Annotated in this window: 10 protein-coding genes and 3 tRNA genes; 5 read left to right on the top strand and 8 right to left on the bottom strand. The window is 67.3% G+C overall.

The genetic code is table 11. From position 1 onward, the window contains the following. Nucleotides 1-2,463 (bottom strand): ribonuclease R, encoded by a 2,463-nt coding sequence (gene rnr, locus ACQG3P_RS04445; RefSeq protein ID WP_426804320.1) that lies wholly within the window; start codon nucleotides 2,461-2,463, stop codon nucleotides 1-3. A 128-nt stretch (nucleotides 2,464-2,591) separates the two neighbouring features. Between rnr and ACQG3P_RS04450 the strand changes: the two genes are divergently transcribed. After that, nucleotides 2,592-2,678 (top strand) — tRNA-Leu (locus ACQG3P_RS04450). A 44-nt stretch (nucleotides 2,679-2,722) separates the two neighbouring features. Here the strand turns inward: ACQG3P_RS04450 and ACQG3P_RS04455 are convergent. Continuing rightward, nucleotides 2,723-3,406 carry a glutathione S-transferase family protein gene (locus ACQG3P_RS04455; RefSeq protein ID WP_426804321.1) on the bottom strand — a complete coding sequence of 228 codons (684 nt, stop codon included), beginning with the start codon at nucleotides 3,404-3,406 and terminating at the stop codon, nucleotides 2,723-2,725. A gap of 99 nt (nucleotides 3,407-3,505) precedes the next feature. Here ACQG3P_RS04455 and ACQG3P_RS04460 point away from each other — a divergent pair. Together ACQG3P_RS04460 and ACQG3P_RS04465 are read left to right on the top strand one after the other, a co-directional pair. Next, nucleotides 3,506-3,592, top strand: a tRNA-Leu gene (locus ACQG3P_RS04460). A gap of 129 nt (nucleotides 3,593-3,721) precedes the next feature. Then, a tRNA-Leu gene (locus ACQG3P_RS04465) sits at nucleotides 3,722-3,808 on the top strand. Nucleotides 3,809-4,397: 589 nt separating this feature from the next. On the opposite strand, the gene ACQG3P_RS04470 is transcribed toward ACQG3P_RS04465, so the two are convergent. From ACQG3P_RS04470 to ACQG3P_RS04485, 4 genes are read right to left on the bottom strand one after another with little or no spacing between them, the layout of a single operon-like run. After that, nucleotides 4,398-5,984, bottom strand: coding sequence for a DHA2 family efflux MFS transporter permease subunit (locus ACQG3P_RS04470; protein ID WP_068850548.1), 1,587 nt, complete (start codon nucleotides 5,982-5,984; stop codon nucleotides 4,398-4,400). 7 nt (nucleotides 5,985-5,991) lie between these two features. Further along, nucleotides 5,992-7,173 carry a multidrug efflux MFS transporter periplasmic adaptor subunit EmrA gene (gene emrA / locus ACQG3P_RS04475; protein WP_217537334.1) on the bottom strand — a complete coding sequence of 394 codons (1,182 nt, stop codon included), beginning with the start codon at nucleotides 7,171-7,173 and terminating at the stop codon, nucleotides 5,992-5,994. A gap of 10 nt (nucleotides 7,174-7,183) precedes the next feature. Beyond that, entirely contained in the window at nucleotides 7,184-8,677 is a 1,494-nt protein-coding gene (locus tag ACQG3P_RS04480) for an efflux transporter outer membrane subunit (protein WP_217537332.1), read from the bottom strand. Further along, nucleotides 8,674-9,117 carry a MarR family winged helix-turn-helix transcriptional regulator gene (locus ACQG3P_RS04485; protein ID WP_068854598.1) on the bottom strand — a complete coding sequence of 148 codons (444 nt, stop codon included), beginning with the start codon at nucleotides 9,115-9,117 and terminating at the stop codon, nucleotides 8,674-8,676. Before ACQG3P_RS04485 ends, ACQG3P_RS04480 begins: the two co-directional genes overlap by 4 nt. Before the next feature lie 203 nt (nucleotides 9,118-9,320). Between ACQG3P_RS04485 and parC the strand changes: the two genes are divergently transcribed. Then, nucleotides 9,321-11,564, top strand: a complete 2,244-nt coding sequence (gene parC, locus ACQG3P_RS04490; protein WP_426804322.1) for a DNA topoisomerase IV subunit A — start codon at nucleotides 9,321-9,323, stop codon at nucleotides 11,562-11,564. Between the two features lie 114 nt (nucleotides 11,565-11,678). Here parC and ACQG3P_RS04495 read toward each other — a convergent pair whose 3' ends face one another. Next, nucleotides 11,679-12,167 carry a bacterioferritin gene (locus ACQG3P_RS04495; protein WP_068850537.1) on the bottom strand — a complete coding sequence of 163 codons (489 nt, stop codon included), beginning with the start codon at nucleotides 12,165-12,167 and terminating at the stop codon, nucleotides 11,679-11,681. A gap of 128 nt (nucleotides 12,168-12,295) precedes the next feature. On the opposite strand from ACQG3P_RS04495, the gene ACQG3P_RS04500 reads away from it, so the two are divergent. Further along, a complete protein-coding gene (locus ACQG3P_RS04500) occupies nucleotides 12,296-14,665 on the top strand; it encodes a penicillin acylase family protein (protein WP_426804323.1) in 2,370 nt (789 codons plus the stop codon). A gap of 64 nt (nucleotides 14,666-14,729) precedes the next feature. Here ACQG3P_RS04500 and ACQG3P_RS04505 read toward each other — a convergent pair. Next, nucleotides 14,730-15,981 (bottom strand): cation:proton antiporter (locus tag ACQG3P_RS04505; protein ID WP_426804324.1); only part of this gene is annotated, 1,252 nt, incomplete at its 5' end.

Here is a 15,981-nt window from a genome sequence, read left to right on the forward strand (position 1 = left end):
TCAGTATTTCTGCTTCTTCCGCTTGGCCGGCTGCCCGCGTGGCGGCAGCTGGGGTTCTTCGTCGCCCTTCTCTTCCACCAGCCGGAAGTCGATCTTGCGTTCTTCCATGCTGGCCTTGAGCACCAGGATCCGCACACGGTCACCCAGGCGGTAGCTGGTGCCACGGCGTTCGCCGCTGAGCGTCTTGCGGGTCGCGTCGAACTGGTAATAGTCGTGCGGCAGCTGGGTGACATGGACCAGGCCGTTGACCTTGGAATCGTCCAGTTCCACGAACAGGCCGAAGCTGGTCACGCCGCTGATCACGCCGTCGAACTGGCCGCCCACGTGCTTTTCCATCCACGCCGCGCGGTAGCGCTCGTCGACCTCGCGCTCGGCCTCGTCGGCGCGGCGCTCGCGTTCGGAGCACTGCAGCGCCAGCGCGGCCATTTCGCGCTGGGTATAGGTGAACTTCTCCAATGGCTTGCCGCTCAGCGCATGCTTGATCGCACGGTGCACCAGCAGATCCGGGTAACGCCGGATCGGCGAGGTGAAGTGCGCATACGCATCCAGCGCCAGGCCGAAGTGGCCCTGGTTGTCCGGCGAGTACACCGCCAGGCTCTGGCTGCGCAGCAGCACCGATTCGATCAGCGCCGAATCGGGGCGCTCGCGCACCTTCTTGAGCAGCTTGGTGTAATCGCCCGGCTGTACCTTGGACCACGGCGGCAGGCTCAGCTTGAATTCCTTGAGGAACTCCAGCAGGTCCTCGAACTTGGCTTCCGGCGGCTTGGCGTGGTCACGGAACGGGGCCGGCACCTGCTTGTACAGCAGGTAGCGTGCGGCCTGCACGTTGGCCGCAATCATGCATTCCTCGATCAGCTTGTGCGCATCGTTGCGCACCAGCATGCCGGCCTGGGTGACTTCGCCGGTGTTGTCGAGCACGAAGCGCACTTCGGAGGATTCGAACTCGATCGCACCACGACGGGTGCGGGCCTTGGCCAGCACCTTGTAAAGCTGGTGCAGGCGCTCGACCTGCGGCAGCAGCGCGCCGATGGCATTGCGCGCGGCCGGATCGTTTTCGCCCACCGCCTGCCAGACCTGGGTGTAGGTCAGGCGCGCGTGCGAGTTCATCACCGCTTCGTAGAAGCGCGAGTGGATGACTTCGCCGTCGCGGTTCACCTGCATGTCGCAGACGAAGCACATGCGGTCGACCTTGGGCATCAGCGAGCAGATGCCGTTGGACAGCGTCTCGGGCAGCATCGGGACCACGAAGCCGGGGAAGTACACCGAGGTGGCGCGCTTCTGTGCTTCATCGTCCAGCGGCGTGCCGGGACGGACGTAGTTGGAGACGTCCGCGATGGCCACCACCAGGCGGAAGCCTTCGGCGTTGGGTTCGCAGTAGACCGCGTCGTCGAAGTCCTTGGCGTCTTCGCCGTCGATGGTGACCAGCGGCGTGCTGCGCAGGTCGACGCGGTCACCGATCATGGCCGGCTCCACCTGCATCGGTACCGAGGCGGCTTCGTCCAGCACCTGCTGCGGGAACTCGAACGGCAGCTCATGACCGTGGATCGCGGTTTCCACGATCAGCGAGGCAGTGAGCTTGTCGCCGAGCACGGCGATGATGCGGCCGATCGGCGGGCGACGGGTGTCCGGGGCCTGGGTCAGTTCGCACACCACCAGCTGGCCATCGCGGGCATCGCCGGTCTGGTCGGGCGGAATCTGCACGTTGCGCTGGATGCGCTTGTCATCGGGAACCACGTAATTGATGCCGAACTCGACGCTGAAGCGGCCGATCAGGCGGGTCATGCCGCGCTCGAGCACGCGGGCGATGCTGCCTTCGCGGCGGCCGCGGCGGTCGATGCCGGTGACGTTGGCCAGCACACGGTCGCCGTGCATGACCTTGCGCATTTCATACGGCGCCAGGAACAGGTCGTCGCCGCCATCGACCGGGCGCAGGAAGCCGAACCCTTCGGGGTTGGCGATCACCACGCCGGTGATCAGGTTGGTGGCCTGCACCGGGGCGAAGCCGCCGCGGCGGTTCTGCACCAGCTGGCCGTCGCGCACCATCGCGCCCAGGCGCTTGCCCAGCGCGTCGGCACGGTCGGGCTCGGTCAGGCCAAGCTGGATACCGATTTCCTCGGCGGTCTGCGGGCCATCACAGCGCTCCAGCAGCTGCAGGATCGCTTCGCGGCTGGCAATGGGCTGGGCGTAACGTTCGGCTTCGCGGGCGGCGAAGGGATCGTCCACGCTGCCCACCGGCGCGCTCGGGCGCGGGTTGCGGCGGGTTGGAATGGGCGGGCCATCCGGGCGGGGGCCGGAGCGCTTGCCGCCACGAGCCGGTGCGGGGGTGCTCATTGACTCGGGCATCCAGGGCGGCAGCTTGCCGGACTTGGCAGCAGCGCGGGACTTGCCCGACGGACCGGCAGCCTGCTTGGGCGCCGGGGACTTGGGGGCTTTTGCGCCCCGGGTCGGTTTCTTTGATTTCATCGACCCCCATGGTACCGCGTGGCGGTGTGCAGAATGGGTCATTGCCTCTGCCCATGCAGGATTGTGAAGAAATTTAACAAAACCGTTGACAACCCCTGCGGACTTGCCCAGAATTCGCCCCCTGAGTCGCCCAGGTGGCGGAATTGGTAGACGCACTAGCTTCAGGTGCTAGCGGGGGCAACTTCGTGGAGGTTCGAGTCCTCTCCTGGGCACCATGACTCAGAAAATGATCAAACCCGCGCAAGCGGGTTTTTTCGTTTCAGGCCTCGGGTATGTAGTACCGGGCCGACAGCCCTGCCCGCCCCGGGAAGTACTTGAACCAGGGCCGCGCCGCGTCGACCACTGCGGCCACCGCTGGATGCGCCATCAAGCGCTCGAAATAGCCGAGCAGGTGAACCTCGGTGCCGGGAACCGGCACATAGGCCACGGCATAGAACAGCGCGGGCGCCGCCGCACAATCGGCCATGCTGAATCCTTCGCCGGCCAGCCACGTGCGGCCTTCGAGCTGGCGGTTCATGGCGGCGTAGCTCTCCAGCAGCCGTGACCGGGCAGTCTGCGCTGCATCTTCGCTGCGCCCGCTTTCGGGCTTGAGCTGTTCGGCGGTCAGCGCCTGCATCGGGGTCATCACATAAAAGTCGGAGAACCGGTCCCAGAAGCGCACGGCCAGGGCAGCATCGGCATCGGCAGGAATCAGGCGTGCGCCGGTGGCCAGGTGCTGCTGCAGGTATTCGATGATGATGCTGGTCTCGGCGACGGCCCGGCCCCGGTCGACCAGAACGGGCATCTTCGCGGCCGGGGAGATGGCGTGGAGCATCGCCCGATCGGCCGGGTCGCCCAGGCTCACCATGCGCTCGTCCAGGGCCACGCCGAGCACGCGGGCGGCAATCAGTACCTTCTGGCAACAGGACGACAGCGGGTGGGCGTGCAGGATCGGCAGTGCCATGGAAACTCCAGAGCGTCGGTGTGGGCCGAGTATGCCAATCGGCGTCCGCGCATGCATTGACAGCCTCCGGCTGCTTCCGCATAATTCGCCCCCTGAGTCGCCCAGATGGCGGAATTGGTAGACGCACTAGCTTCAGGTGCTAGCGGGGGCAACTTCGTGGAGGTTCGAGTCCTCTTCTGGGCACCACGACTCGGTAAATGATCAAACCCGCGCAAGCGGGTTTTTTCGTTTCTGCGGCAGGGATCGCGCGGGAAATTTTCTTCGACATCCTGTTGACACATTCGTGGTTCTCCCGCAAAATTCTCCTCCTGAGTCGCCCAGGTGGCGGAATTGGTAGACGCACTAGCTTCAGGTGCTAGCGGGGGCAACTTCGTGGAGGTTCGAGTCCTCTCCTGGGCACCATGACTCAGTAAATGATCAAACCCGCGAAAGCGGGTTTTTTCGTTTCTATTACTCTCGATTTCATGGTGCCGGGCTGTGCCCGGCTTCATGCATTCTGGCGAACAGCCGGTGACCATCGGTTGGCCTGCTGGGCCGGCGGGTGCGGGGGTACGCCGACCCTCGACGGTGTGTTGGTGGCCATGGAAGATCAACGGCGGTGCCGATCATTTTCATGCGTTACCGGACGCGGTGGCGTTCCGTGCCGTCGTTCGGGAACCGACGCTACCGCCCCCAGACCCATTCGGCCTAACCGTCGGGTAATCGGCCCCAACCACATTCGCGTACCGGCCGCGTCGAGCCACGCCATGCGTGGCTGCTCTTCGTTTCCGCACGCGACCATCTGTCGGGGGAGGCCGGCGGGCAGCCCCTGTAGGGACTGTCAAAAACATGGATGTTTTTGCCAAGCCTACAAGGATGTATTCACGGCGTGTCCCGTAAGGGGCTGCCCGTCGGCCTCCCCAGCACGGAAAAACTGAAACGCTGCCTTTAGCTGTCGCAACAAAAAAACCCCGCTCTTCAGCGGGGGTTTTCGTTTCAGCAATTCACACCATCAATGCCCGCCGGCAGACGCCGCGCCGGCACCGGCGCCGAACGGCGGCTTGGCCAGCCACAGGAACGCAATGATGGCCAGGAAGATCCAGCCCAGCAGGAAGAAGATGTCGTTGAAGCCCATCTGCGATGCCTGGTGGTTGATGATGTTGTTCAACGCCGCTGCACCATGTTGCAGGTCGCCCTGCCCCATCGCCGCCACCTTCTCCTGCATGCCCGGCGTGTAGCCGGAAATGCTTTCGGTCAGGTGCGCATGGTGTTCCTGCGTGCGGCGCGCCCACAGCCACGTGGTCAGCGATGCCGCGAAGCTGCCGCCCAGTGTGCGCAGGAAGGTGGCCAGGCCGGAACCTGCCGCGATCTCGCGGCCATCCAGGTCCGACAGCAGGATCTGCAGCACCGGCATGAAGAACAATGCCACGCCGATGCCCATGATCAGCTGCACCCCCGCCACGTGCGCGAAGTCCACCTGCAGGTTGAAGCCCGAACGCAGGAAGCTGGTGAACGACAGGAACACGAACGCGAACGATGCGATCCAGCGCATGTCGAACCGCGATGCGTACTTACCTACGAACGGCGTCATGATCACCGGCAGGATGCCGATCGGCGCCGTCGCCAGGCCCGCCCAGATCGCCGTATAGCCCATGTCACGCTGCAGCCACTGCGGGATCAGCAGCGACACGCTGAAGAACGCCGCGTACGCCACCACCATCGCCAGCGTGCCGGCGCGGAAGTTGCGGTGGCGGAACAGCCGCAAATCCACGATCGGATCCTTGTCGGTCAGTTCCCAGATCAGGAACACCGCCAGCGCCACCACCGAAATGCAGGCCAGCACCACGATCGTCGGCGAACTGAACCAGTCCTCGTCGTTGCCCAGGTCCAGCACCAGCTGCAGCGCACCCACGCCGATCACCAGCGTGATCAGGCCCACGTAGTCCATCTTCGGCTTTTCGATCTGCTCCGGACGGCCCTTCAACTGGTTGCCCACCACCAGCGCCGCGAAGATGCCCAGCGGCACATTGATCAGGAAGATCCATTCCCAGCTGTAATTGTCGGTGATCCAGCCGCCCAGGATCGGGCCGCAGATCGGCGCCACCACCGTGATCATCGCCAGCAGCGCCAGCGCCTGCCCGCGTTTCTCGCGGGGGTAGATCGAGACCAGCAGCGACTGCGTGATCGGGTACATCGGACCGGCCACGAAACCCTGCAGGGCGCGCGATACCACCAGCATGCCCATGCTCTGCGCCAGGCCGCACAGCAGCGACGCGATCACGAACGACAGCGTGGCCCAGATGAACAGCTTGGTTTCACCGAAGCGGCGGCTCAGCCAGCCGGTCAGCGGCAGCGCGATGGCCGTGCTGACCGCGAACGAGGTGATGACCCAGGTCGCCTGCTGCGAACTGGCGCCGAGGTTGCCGGCGATGGTCGGCAGCGAGACGTTGGCGATGGTGGTGTCGAGCACCTGCATGAACGAGGCCATGGCCAGGCCTGCCGTACACAACGCCACGTTGGCCGGCCGGAACGCGCCGGTCGCACCTGGCGCCGACGGCGCGCCCGGCAGGCCGGGCGCGGCGGGAGCTTGTGCGGACATGGTGGCCTCAGCTTGCCTTTGCCGTGCGCGGCAGGTTGCTCTGGATGATCTCGTGGATCACGTCGTCGGCGCTGTGCAGCTGCTTGGCATACACGTCGGTGTCGAACACCTGGCCCTTGGCCGTGGTGGTCGGCAGCACCGTGCCCTTCTGGTCGCGCAGGCTCACTTCCGCCTTCATCGACAGACCGATGCGCAGCGGATTGTCGGCCAGCTGCTTGGCATCGATGGCGATGCGCACCGGCACGCGCTGCACGATCTTGATCCAATTGCCGCTGGCGTTCTGCGCCGGCAGCAGCGAGAACGCCGAACCGGTGCCCAGGCCCAGGCTGTCGATGCGGCCCTTGTACTTCACCTCACCGCCGTACAGGTCCGAGCGCAGCTCCACTTCCTGGCCCAGGCGCATGTGGCGCAGCTGGGTTTCCTTGAAGTTGGCTTCCACCCACATCTGTTCGGTCGGCACCACCGCCATCAGCGCGGTACCCGGCTGCACGCGCTGGCCCACCTGCACCGAGCGACGGGCCACGTACCCGCTGACCGGCGCGACGATGCCGGCGCGGGCGTTGTTGAGGTAGGCCTGGCGCAGCTGCGCGGCAGCCGCTTCCACGTCCGGCTGGGTGGCGATCACGGTGTCGTCGACCAGCGCGTTGCTGCGCTCGAAGGTTTCGCGCGAGCCGGCCACGGCCGCTTCGGCGGCGGCCAGCTCGTTGCGGGCGTGCGCCAGCTCTTCATCGGAGATGGCGCCGGTGGCGGCCAGGCCCTTGCGGCGGGCGAAGTCTTCGCGGACACGGTTGAGGGTGACCTGGCGCGCGCTCAGTTCGGCCTGCGCGCCTTCCACGCTGCGGTACAGGCCACGGGTCTGGCGCACGGTCCGGGCCAGGTTGGCGCGGGCCTGCTGCAGCGCCACTTCGGTGTCGGCCGGGTCCAGCTGCACCAGCAGCTGGCCGCGCTCGACGCGCATGCCGTCATCGGCGTTGATCGCCACCACGGTACCGGTCACCAGCGGGGTGATCTGGACCTGGTTGCCCTGCACGTAGGCGTCGTCGGTTTCTTCGAACCAGCGGCCGAACATGAAGTACCACAGCGCCGCAGCGGCAAGCAGCAGCACCACGATGGCCAACAGGCCGCGCAGCAGCTTGCCACGGCGGGAAGGGGCTGCCGGTGCGGCAGCAGGAGCGGAAGTCTGGCTCATGGGAGGACTCTCAGGAATGCGTGGATTCGGGGGCGGTGGCGAGCGTTGCGGTGTCGCCGGACGGGGTGAAGCCCCCGCCCAGCGCCTGGCTCAGCCGAACCGAAACAAGGATCTGCCGCGACTGCAGCGAGGCCAGCTGCTGCTGCGACTGCAGCAGCTGCGACTCCACGCTGAGCACGTCCAGGTAGCTGCCGATGCCGGCCTTGTAGCGCTGCTGCGCCAGGTCATGCGCGGCGCGGGCGGTGGCGACGGCCTGCGCCTGCGAGGCGGCCTGGTCGGCCAGCGAACGCACCGCGTTGACCTGGTCGGCCACCTCGCGCAGTGCGGTGACCACCGACTGGTTGTAGTCGGCCACGGCCAGGTCGTACTGCGCGTCGGTTTTGTCCAGGTTGGCACGCAGGCGGCCACCGTCGAAGATCGGCAGGCTCAGCGCCGGGCCGATGAAGGCGAAGGTCGAGCCGCTCTTGAGCAGCTGGTCCACTTCGCTGGCGACCACGCCGCCGAGCGCGGTGAGGTTGAGGCTGGGATAGAACTTCGCCTTGGCCGCGTCGATCTCGCGGCCGGCCGCCTCGACCCGCCAGCGTGCGGCGACGATGTCCGGGCGGCGGCCCAGTAGTTCGCTCGGCAGCACGCCCGGCAGCTGCAGTGCCAGCGGGTTGAGCGGCTGCGGGCGTTCGATCTGCAGGCCACGGTCCGGGCCCTGCCCGACCAGCGCGGCCAGCGCGGTGCGGGCCTCGTCGATCTGCTGCTGCGCTGCCTGCAGCTGCTGCTGCGCGGCCGGAATGCGGGCTTCGGCCTGGCGGGTCTGCAGGTCGCTGTCGATGCCCGCCGCGCGACGCTGGCGGGTCAGGTCAAGCGTTTTCTGCGAGCGGTCCAGCTCTTCGCTGGCCACATCGTGCAGCTGCCACGCATAGCCGAGCTGCGCGTAAGCTTCGGCAATGCCGGCCGACAGGTTCAGGCGCGCGGCCTGCGCGTCGACGGCCGCGGCATGCCCGCTGTCCACCGCCGCCTCCCACGCAGCACGCTTGCCGCCCCACAGGTCCACCCCGTAGCTGACGCTGAGGTAGGCCTGGCCGCTGCCGGCATAGCTGCCGCCAAGTTCGTCACCCACCATCGATTCGGGCAGGCGCACGCCGGTGTAGCCGCCGGAAGCGGACACGCTGGGCAGGCGGTCGGCATGCGCGGTGCCAATCTGGGCACGCGCCTGGCGCAGGCGTGCATCGGCCGCCTCCAGGCCCGGGTTGCGCTGCAGGCCTTCGGCGATCAGGGCGTCCAGCTGCGGGTCGTTCAGCGCCCGCCACCAGTCGGTGGCCGGGAATGCCGACGGGCTCAGGGTATGGCCGGCCAGGGTGCGCTGGGTCTGCAGGCTGTCGGCGTCGAGCAGCTGGCCGTGCGGTTGCAGGCCGCCGGTGCTGGCACAGGCAGCCAGCGCCAGCGCCAGCACAGACAGCAGCGCCGGCCGCAGCGGGCGCAGCGATGAGGTGCGATCAGGTATGGAAGTCATGGCGTAATCAGAGAGTCGCGGACACGGGTCAACAGGGAAAGCAGCAGCGCGCGCTCGTCGGCGGACAGGTCGCGCATGGCGTCGTCCATCACCGCGTCGCCGCGTTGCTTCAGGCGGGCCCACAGCTGGCGGCCCTCGTCGGTCAGTACGATCTGCAGCGCACGCCGGTCCTGCGCATGCGGTTCACGGCGGACGCAGCCCAGCGCTTCCAGCTTGTCCAGCAGGCGGGTGACCGCGCTGGGCACCTGGTCCAGGGCCTGGGCCAGTTCGTTGGCGGTACAGGGCGCGCGGAACGACAGCACCTTCAGCCCCAGGTAGTGGGTGAAGCCGATATCGAGGTTTTCCTCGGCCATGGAAACGTCCAGCTGGCGCATCAGGCCGTCACGCACCTGGCGCAGCAGCAGGCCCAGGCTGGGCGGCGTGGTATCGGGGCAGATCATCATGGGGACGCACTTTACTTCCGGAAAATATATTTCTCAATGGAAATATTTAATCTGGAAGGAAATGCAGTGTTGCCCCATTCAGGACAACGGCCCGGCCCCGATTCCTTCACATCGCTTGGCATCCCACGCCGCATCCGGATAATCGACCGCCTGCGAGGGCGACAGCCGTCGCCGTCCCTTGCCACAGGTAACAATCCCGCATGACCGATCTAGCCCGCCCCGCTTTCCACGGCTTTGAACAGCTGCCCCTGCGTGAATACGCTGAACGGGCGTACCTGGACTACTCGATGTACGTGGTGCTCGACCGTGCGCTGCCGTTCATCGGCGACGGCCTCAAGCCGGTGCAGCGCCGCATCATCTACGCGATGAGCGAGCTGGGGCTGAACGCCGCCGCCAAGCCGAAGAAGTCCGCGCGCACCGTCGGCGACGTCATTGGTAAGTACCATCCGCACGGCGACAGCGCCTGCTACGAAGCGTTGGTGCTGATGGCCCAGCCGTTCTCGTACCGCTACCCGCTGATCGAAGGCCAGGGCAACTTTGGTTCCACCGACGATCCCAAGTCGTTCGCGGCGATGCGCTACACCGAGTCCAAACTGACCCCGATCGCCGAGGTGCTGCTGGGCGAAATCAACCAGGGCACCACCGACTGGACCCCGAACTTCGACGGCACCCTGGAAGAGCCGACCTGGATGCCGGCACGCCTGCCGCACCTGCTGCTCAACGGCACCACCGGCATTGCCGTCGGCATGGCCACCGACGTACCGCCGCACAACCTCAACGAGATCGTCAGCGCGCTGCTGCACCTGCTGGATGACCCCGAGGCCAGCATCAGCGACCTGCTCGAACACGTGAAGGGCCCGGATTACCCGAGCGCGGCCGAGATCATCACCCCGGCCGCCGACCTGCGCACCATGTACGAAACCGGCTACGGCAGCGTGCGTGCACGCTCGACGTTCTTCAAGGACGGCACCAACATCGTCATCAACGCGCTGCCGTTCCAGGTCTCGCCCTCGAAGGTGATCGAGCAGATCGCGGCGCAGATGCGCGCCAAGAAGCTGCCGTGGCTGGAAGACATCCGCGATGAATCCGACCATGCCAACCCGGTGCGGGTGGTGCTGGTGCCGCGTTCCAACCGTGTCGATGCCGAACAGCTGATGGGCCACCTGTTCGCCACCACCGACCTGGAGCGCAGCTACCGGGTCAACCTCAACGTGATCGGGTTGGACGGGCGTCCGCAGGTGAAGAACCTGAAGATGCTGCTCAGCGAATGGCTGCAGTTCCGCGGGACCACCGTGACCCGCCGCCTCACCCATCGCCTGGAGAAGGTCGAGCGTCGCCTGCACCTGTTGGAAGGCCTGCTGGTGGCGTTCCTCAACCTGGATGAAGTGATCCACATCATCCGCACCGAGGACGAACCCAAGCGGGCGCTGATCGCGCGCTTTGGCCTGAGCGACGACCAGGCCGAATACATCCTGGAAACCAAGCTCAAGCAACTGGCGCGCCTGGAAGAAATGAAGATCCGCGGCGAGCAGGACGAGCTGGCCAGGGAACGCGACAAGATCCAGTCGATCCTGGACAGCAAGGCCAAGCTGCGCAAGCTGATCCGCGACGAGCTGGTGGCCGATGCGAAGAAGTTCGGCGACGCGCGCCGTTCGCCGCTGGTGCAGCGTGGCGCGGCGCAGGCGATTGACGAAACCGAGCTGGTGCCGAGCGAGCCGATGACCGTGGTGCTGTCCGAAAAGGGCTGGATCCGCGCGGCCAAGGGCCACGACATGGACCCGTCCACCCTGTCCTACCGCGACGGCGATGCCCTGCTGGGTTCGGTGCGTGCGCGCAGCACGCAGCAGGTGGCGTTCCTGGACAGCGAAGGCCGCGCCTACTCCACGCTGGTGCATACGCTGCCCTCGGCACGTGGCAACGGCGAGCCGCTCACCGGCCGCTTCTCGCCGGCGCCGGGCAGTGCCTTCATGACCCTGGCCAGCGGCGAAAACGCCACCCGCTTCGTGCTGGCCTCCACGCATGGCTATGGCTTCGTGACCCGCTTCGAGAACCTGACCGGGCGCAACAAGGCCGGCAAGGCGATGCTCAACCTCACCTCCGGTTCGAAGGTGCTGACCCCGGCCGTGGTCGCCAACCCGGACACCGACCGCATCGTGGCGGTGACCAGCTCGGGCAACCTGCTGGCCATCCCCGCCAGCGACCTGCCGGAACTGGACAAGGGCAAGGGCAACAAGATCATCGAAATCCCCAAGGCCAAGCTGGCCACCGAGCGCGTGGTCGCGGTGGTGGCGGTGGGCCCGGGCAACACGCTGCTGGTGCGCAGCGGGCAGCGCACGATGAACCTGTCGTACAAGGACCTGGAGGCCTACCTCGGCAGCCGCGCCAGCCGCGGGCACCTGCTGCCGCGTGGGTGGCAGAAGGTGGAAGGGTTGTCGGTGGAATGATCGCCCAAGAAAAAACCGGGGATTTCCCCGGTTTTTTTTGTATCCATCGCTGGCTGGCTTGTGGCTGGCTGGCAGTGGGTTCCGCCCGACCCACGGTCGGGCGCTACCGGCACCTCAATGCGCGGCGGTGCCCTTCGCGTCCATCTTGCTGGTCTGGTACAGGGCCAGGCCGATGCGCTTGATCAGGCCCAGCTGCTGTTCCAGCCACCAGGCGTGGTCTTCTTCGGTGTCCTTGAGCTGGACCAGCAGCATGTCGCGGCTCACGTAATCCTGGTGCTGTTCGCACAGCTTCATGCCGGCCGCCAGGTTGTTGCGCACGCTGTATTCAGTGTCCAGGTCCTTCTGCAGCATGTCCTCCACGGTCACGCCCGGCTCGAAGCCGTGCGGACGCATGTCCGGGTTGCCGCCCAGGAACAGGATGCGGCGCAGCAGCGCGTCGGCGTGCTGGGTCTCCTCCTCCATCTCGTGGTTGAGGCGCTCGTACAGCGCGAACAGACCCTGGTCCTCGTAGCGGCGCGAGTGGATGAAGTACTGGTCGCGCGCGGCAAGTTCGCCGCGCAGCAGTTCCTTCAGGCATTCAATGACGTCGGGATGGCCTTTCATGGGGGAGCTCCTGTGAATCGATGGGAGCCATGGTGCCCTATCCCGGATCGCCGTGATCTAATCGGAATCAGTTGCATGCGCAGGCGCAGGTGGGGGCGGCCTGCATGACCTTGTTCGGGGAGCGTGGGATGCGTCGTTGGCTGAAACGGGGTGCGTGGGCGTTCGGGGTGCTGGTCGGGATCGTGGTCGTCGTGATCGGCGTGGCCTGGTTCCTGCTGCGCGGCAGCCTGCCGGCGCTGGAAGGCGAACAGTCCGTGGCCGGGTTGCAGGGCAGGGTCAGCGTCAGCCGCGATGCGCTGGGCGTGGTCACCATCGATGCCGGCAGCGAGGCCGATGCGATGCGGGCACTGGGGCTGGTGCATGCGCAGGAGCGCTATTTCGAGATGGACCTGATGCGCCGCGCGGCCGCCGGCGAGCTGTCCGAGCTGTTCGGTCCGGCTGCCGTGCCCACCGACCAGCGCATGCGGGTGCACCGCCTGCGTGCCCGCACCGAAGCGCACCTTGCACAGGCGCTGGGCGAGCGCCCGCAGGTGGTGCAGGCCTACGTGGAAGGCGTCAACCGCGGCCTGGGCAGCCTGCGCGTGCGCCCCTGGCCGTACCTGCTGCTGCGCCAGCAACCGACCGCATGGACCGCCACCGATTCGGTGCTGGCCGGGCTGGCCATGTACGCGGACCTGCAGGACCCCACCAACGAGAACGAGCTGGCCATGCGCCGGATCCGCGCGGTGGCACCCCCGGCGCTGTACGCGCTGCTCAGCCACGACGGCAGCGAATGGGATGCGCCCTTGTTTGGCCAAGCGCGCGGGAATGCGCTGTTGCCGCCCGCCGATGCGCTCCAATTGCGTAACGGCCAACGGCCGTCACCCTCTGCGCATGAAGGCAGCAGCGAACGCGCCGGGCAGGACGTGCATGGCAGCAACAACTTCGCGGTGGCCGGCGCATTGACTGCCGATGGCCGCGCGATCCTCGCCGATGACATGCACCTGGGCCTGCGCGCGCCGAACCTGTGGTTCCGGGTACGCCTGCGCTACCCCGACCCCGCCGCACCGGACGGCCAGGTGGATGTCAGCGGCTTCTCGCTGCCCGGGTTGCCGGCGATCGTGGTCGGCAGCAACGGTCATGTGGCCTGGGGCTTCACCAACAGCTACATCGACAACGCCGACTTCATGCCTGTCGCCGCAGGCGCGGAAGGCGTCCAGGTGCACGAAGAGCGCATCCGGGTGGCCGGCGGGGCCGACGTAAGCCTGCGCGTGCGCGAAACCGCGTGGGGCCCGATCCTGCGCGAGCGCGCCGATGGCAGCGGCGAAGCGCTGCGCTGGACCGCACAGTTGCCGGGCGCGGTCAGCATGGCGTTCGCCGACATGGCGCGGGCCGGCGACCTCGACGATGCGCTGAAGATCGCTGACCGCGCCGGCATTCCCACCCAGAACCTGTTGCTGGCCGACGCGAAGGGCCGCATCGCGTGGCGGTTGATCGGCGCCCGCCCGGATCGCGCGGCGGACTGCCCGCCCAGCGGCTTCACCACCGTCGCACCGGCCCATTGCGCGCCGTGGGCGATCCGCAGCGACCAGTCGCCTGCCTTGGTAGATCCGCCCAGCCAGCGGCTGTGGACCGCCAACGGCCGCGTGCTGGATGGCGCCGAGCTGGCAATGGCCGGCAACGCTGGCTACGACCTGGGCGCGCGTGGGCGGCAGATCCGCGACGACCTCAACGCGAAGCAGCGTTTCAGCGAACGCGACCTGCTGGCGATCCAGCTGGACGACCGCGCGGTATTCCTTGAACGCTGGTGGACCCTGCTGCGGCAGGTGGTCGAATACAGCGATGACCCGGCATTGAAGCGCCTGGAGGCAGCCAGCCGGCAGTGGGAAGGCCACGCGTCGGCCGAGGCGGTGAGCTACCGGATCGCACGCGGCTTCCGCAGCAAGGTGCAGGACATCATCACCACTGCGCTGCTCGCGCCGGCCAAGCAATCGCTGGGCGAAGACTACCTGGAGCCGAAGCTGGCGCAGGTCGAGGGTGTTCTTTGGCCGCTGGTGAGTGAACAGCCCGCGCATCTCCTGCCGGCACCGTACGCGGACTGGAACGCGCTGCTGGCCGATGCGGCGCGGCAGGCGGAGACCGAGCTGGTGGAAAAGGGAGCGGACCTCTCCAGGCGCACCTGGGGTGAGCGCAACACGGCGGCCATCTGCCACCCGATCAGCCGCGCCCTGCCCGCCTTCGCCCGGCCGTGGCTGTGCATGCCGGCCGATGCGCTGCCCGGCGACAGCAACCTGCCACGCGTGCAGGGCCCGTCCTTCGGTGCCTCGCAACGCATGGTGGTATCGCCCGGGCATGAAGCCGACGGGATCATCCACATGCCCGGCGGCCAGAGCGGCCATCCGCTGTCGCCGTTCTGGGGCGCAGGCCACGAAGATTGGGTGCACGGCAGGCCGACGCCGTTCCTGCCGGGCAAGGCGCGTTACACGCTGGTGCTGGAACCCGGCAAGGAAGCGGACTGACAGTCCGCTCTACCCCGTTGCGCACCCCGTCGCGCACGCCGTCGCGTGTACCGCCATCCGGTGGTTAGGCGCGTACCTTCCAGCGCTCCATCCAGCTCAGCAACGGGCCGGTCATGGCGGTGGTCACCAGCGCCATGATCACCAGCACCGCGAACAGGCGGTCGCCGAGGAAGCCCAGCTCGTAGCCCAGGTTGAGCACGATCAGCTCCATCAGGCCGCGCGTGTTCATCAACGCGCCCAGCTTCCAGGCTTCGTGGTTGCCCATGCCTGCGCTGCGCGCGGCGCTCCAGGTGCCGAACAGCTTGCCCAGCGTGGCCACCGCGATCACCACCGCGCACAGCAGCAGGTCGCTGCCCTGCAGCGCATCGGCGCGCATGCGCAGGCCGGTCATGGCGAAGAACAACGGCAGCAGCAGGGTGACCGCGAACGGCTCGACGCGGGCGATCAACAACCCGCGCAGCTGCGCATTCGACGAGACGGCGACGCCGGCCGCAAACGCGCCGAACAGCGCATGGATGCCCAGCACTTCGGTAACCAGTGCACTGCCCAGCGACAGCAGCAGCATGCCCAGCAGCCAGCGGCCTTCGCTGCCCGGTTGAATGACCTGGCGCGAGAACCACGGTTTGACCACGCCCAGCATCAGCGCGATGAACACCACCACGCACAGCAGGCTCAGGCTGGCTGGCACCCAGCCGGTGGCCTGGGCGGCGGCCACGATCAAGGCCAGCAGGCACCATGCGGTGGCATCGCCGAGCGCCGCGCAGGCAATCGCGGTCTGTCCCAGCGGGGTCTGGGTGATGCCGCGGTCCGCGAGGATCCGCAGCAGCACCGGGAACGCGGTGATGCTCAGCGAAATACCCACGAACAGCGCGAAGGCGGTGAAGCCCACGCCCTGCGGCCCGTGTTCGGGATACAGCCAGATCGCCAGCAGCACACCCAGCACGAACGGCACGGCAATGCCGGCATGGCTCACGGTGAAGGCGAAACGGCGGCGGCCGCGCAGCCCGCCCAGGTCGAGCTCGGCACCGGCCACCAGCAGGAACATCAGCACGCCCAGCTGGCTGAGCATGCCCAGCGGGCCGAGCGAGCTGGCCGGGAACAGCGCCCCGTGCAGGCCCGGCAGCAGGCTGCCCAGCACCAGCGGGCCCATCATCAGGCCGGCGGCCATTTCGCCGATCACCGCCGGCTGGCCCAGCCGCTTCAACAGCGCGCCCGCGCCCTTGGCGACCACCAGCAGCACCAGCAGCTGCAGCAGGAACAGGCCCAACGGCGAGGCCAGGTGGTGGGCCCAGTCGCTGCCCACCACCGGTTCGGCA

Source organism: Stenotrophomonas sp. SrG, from assembly GCF_050031795.1.
Classification (GTDB): Bacteria; Pseudomonadota; Gammaproteobacteria; order Xanthomonadales; family Xanthomonadaceae; genus Stenotrophomonas; species Stenotrophomonas rhizophila_A.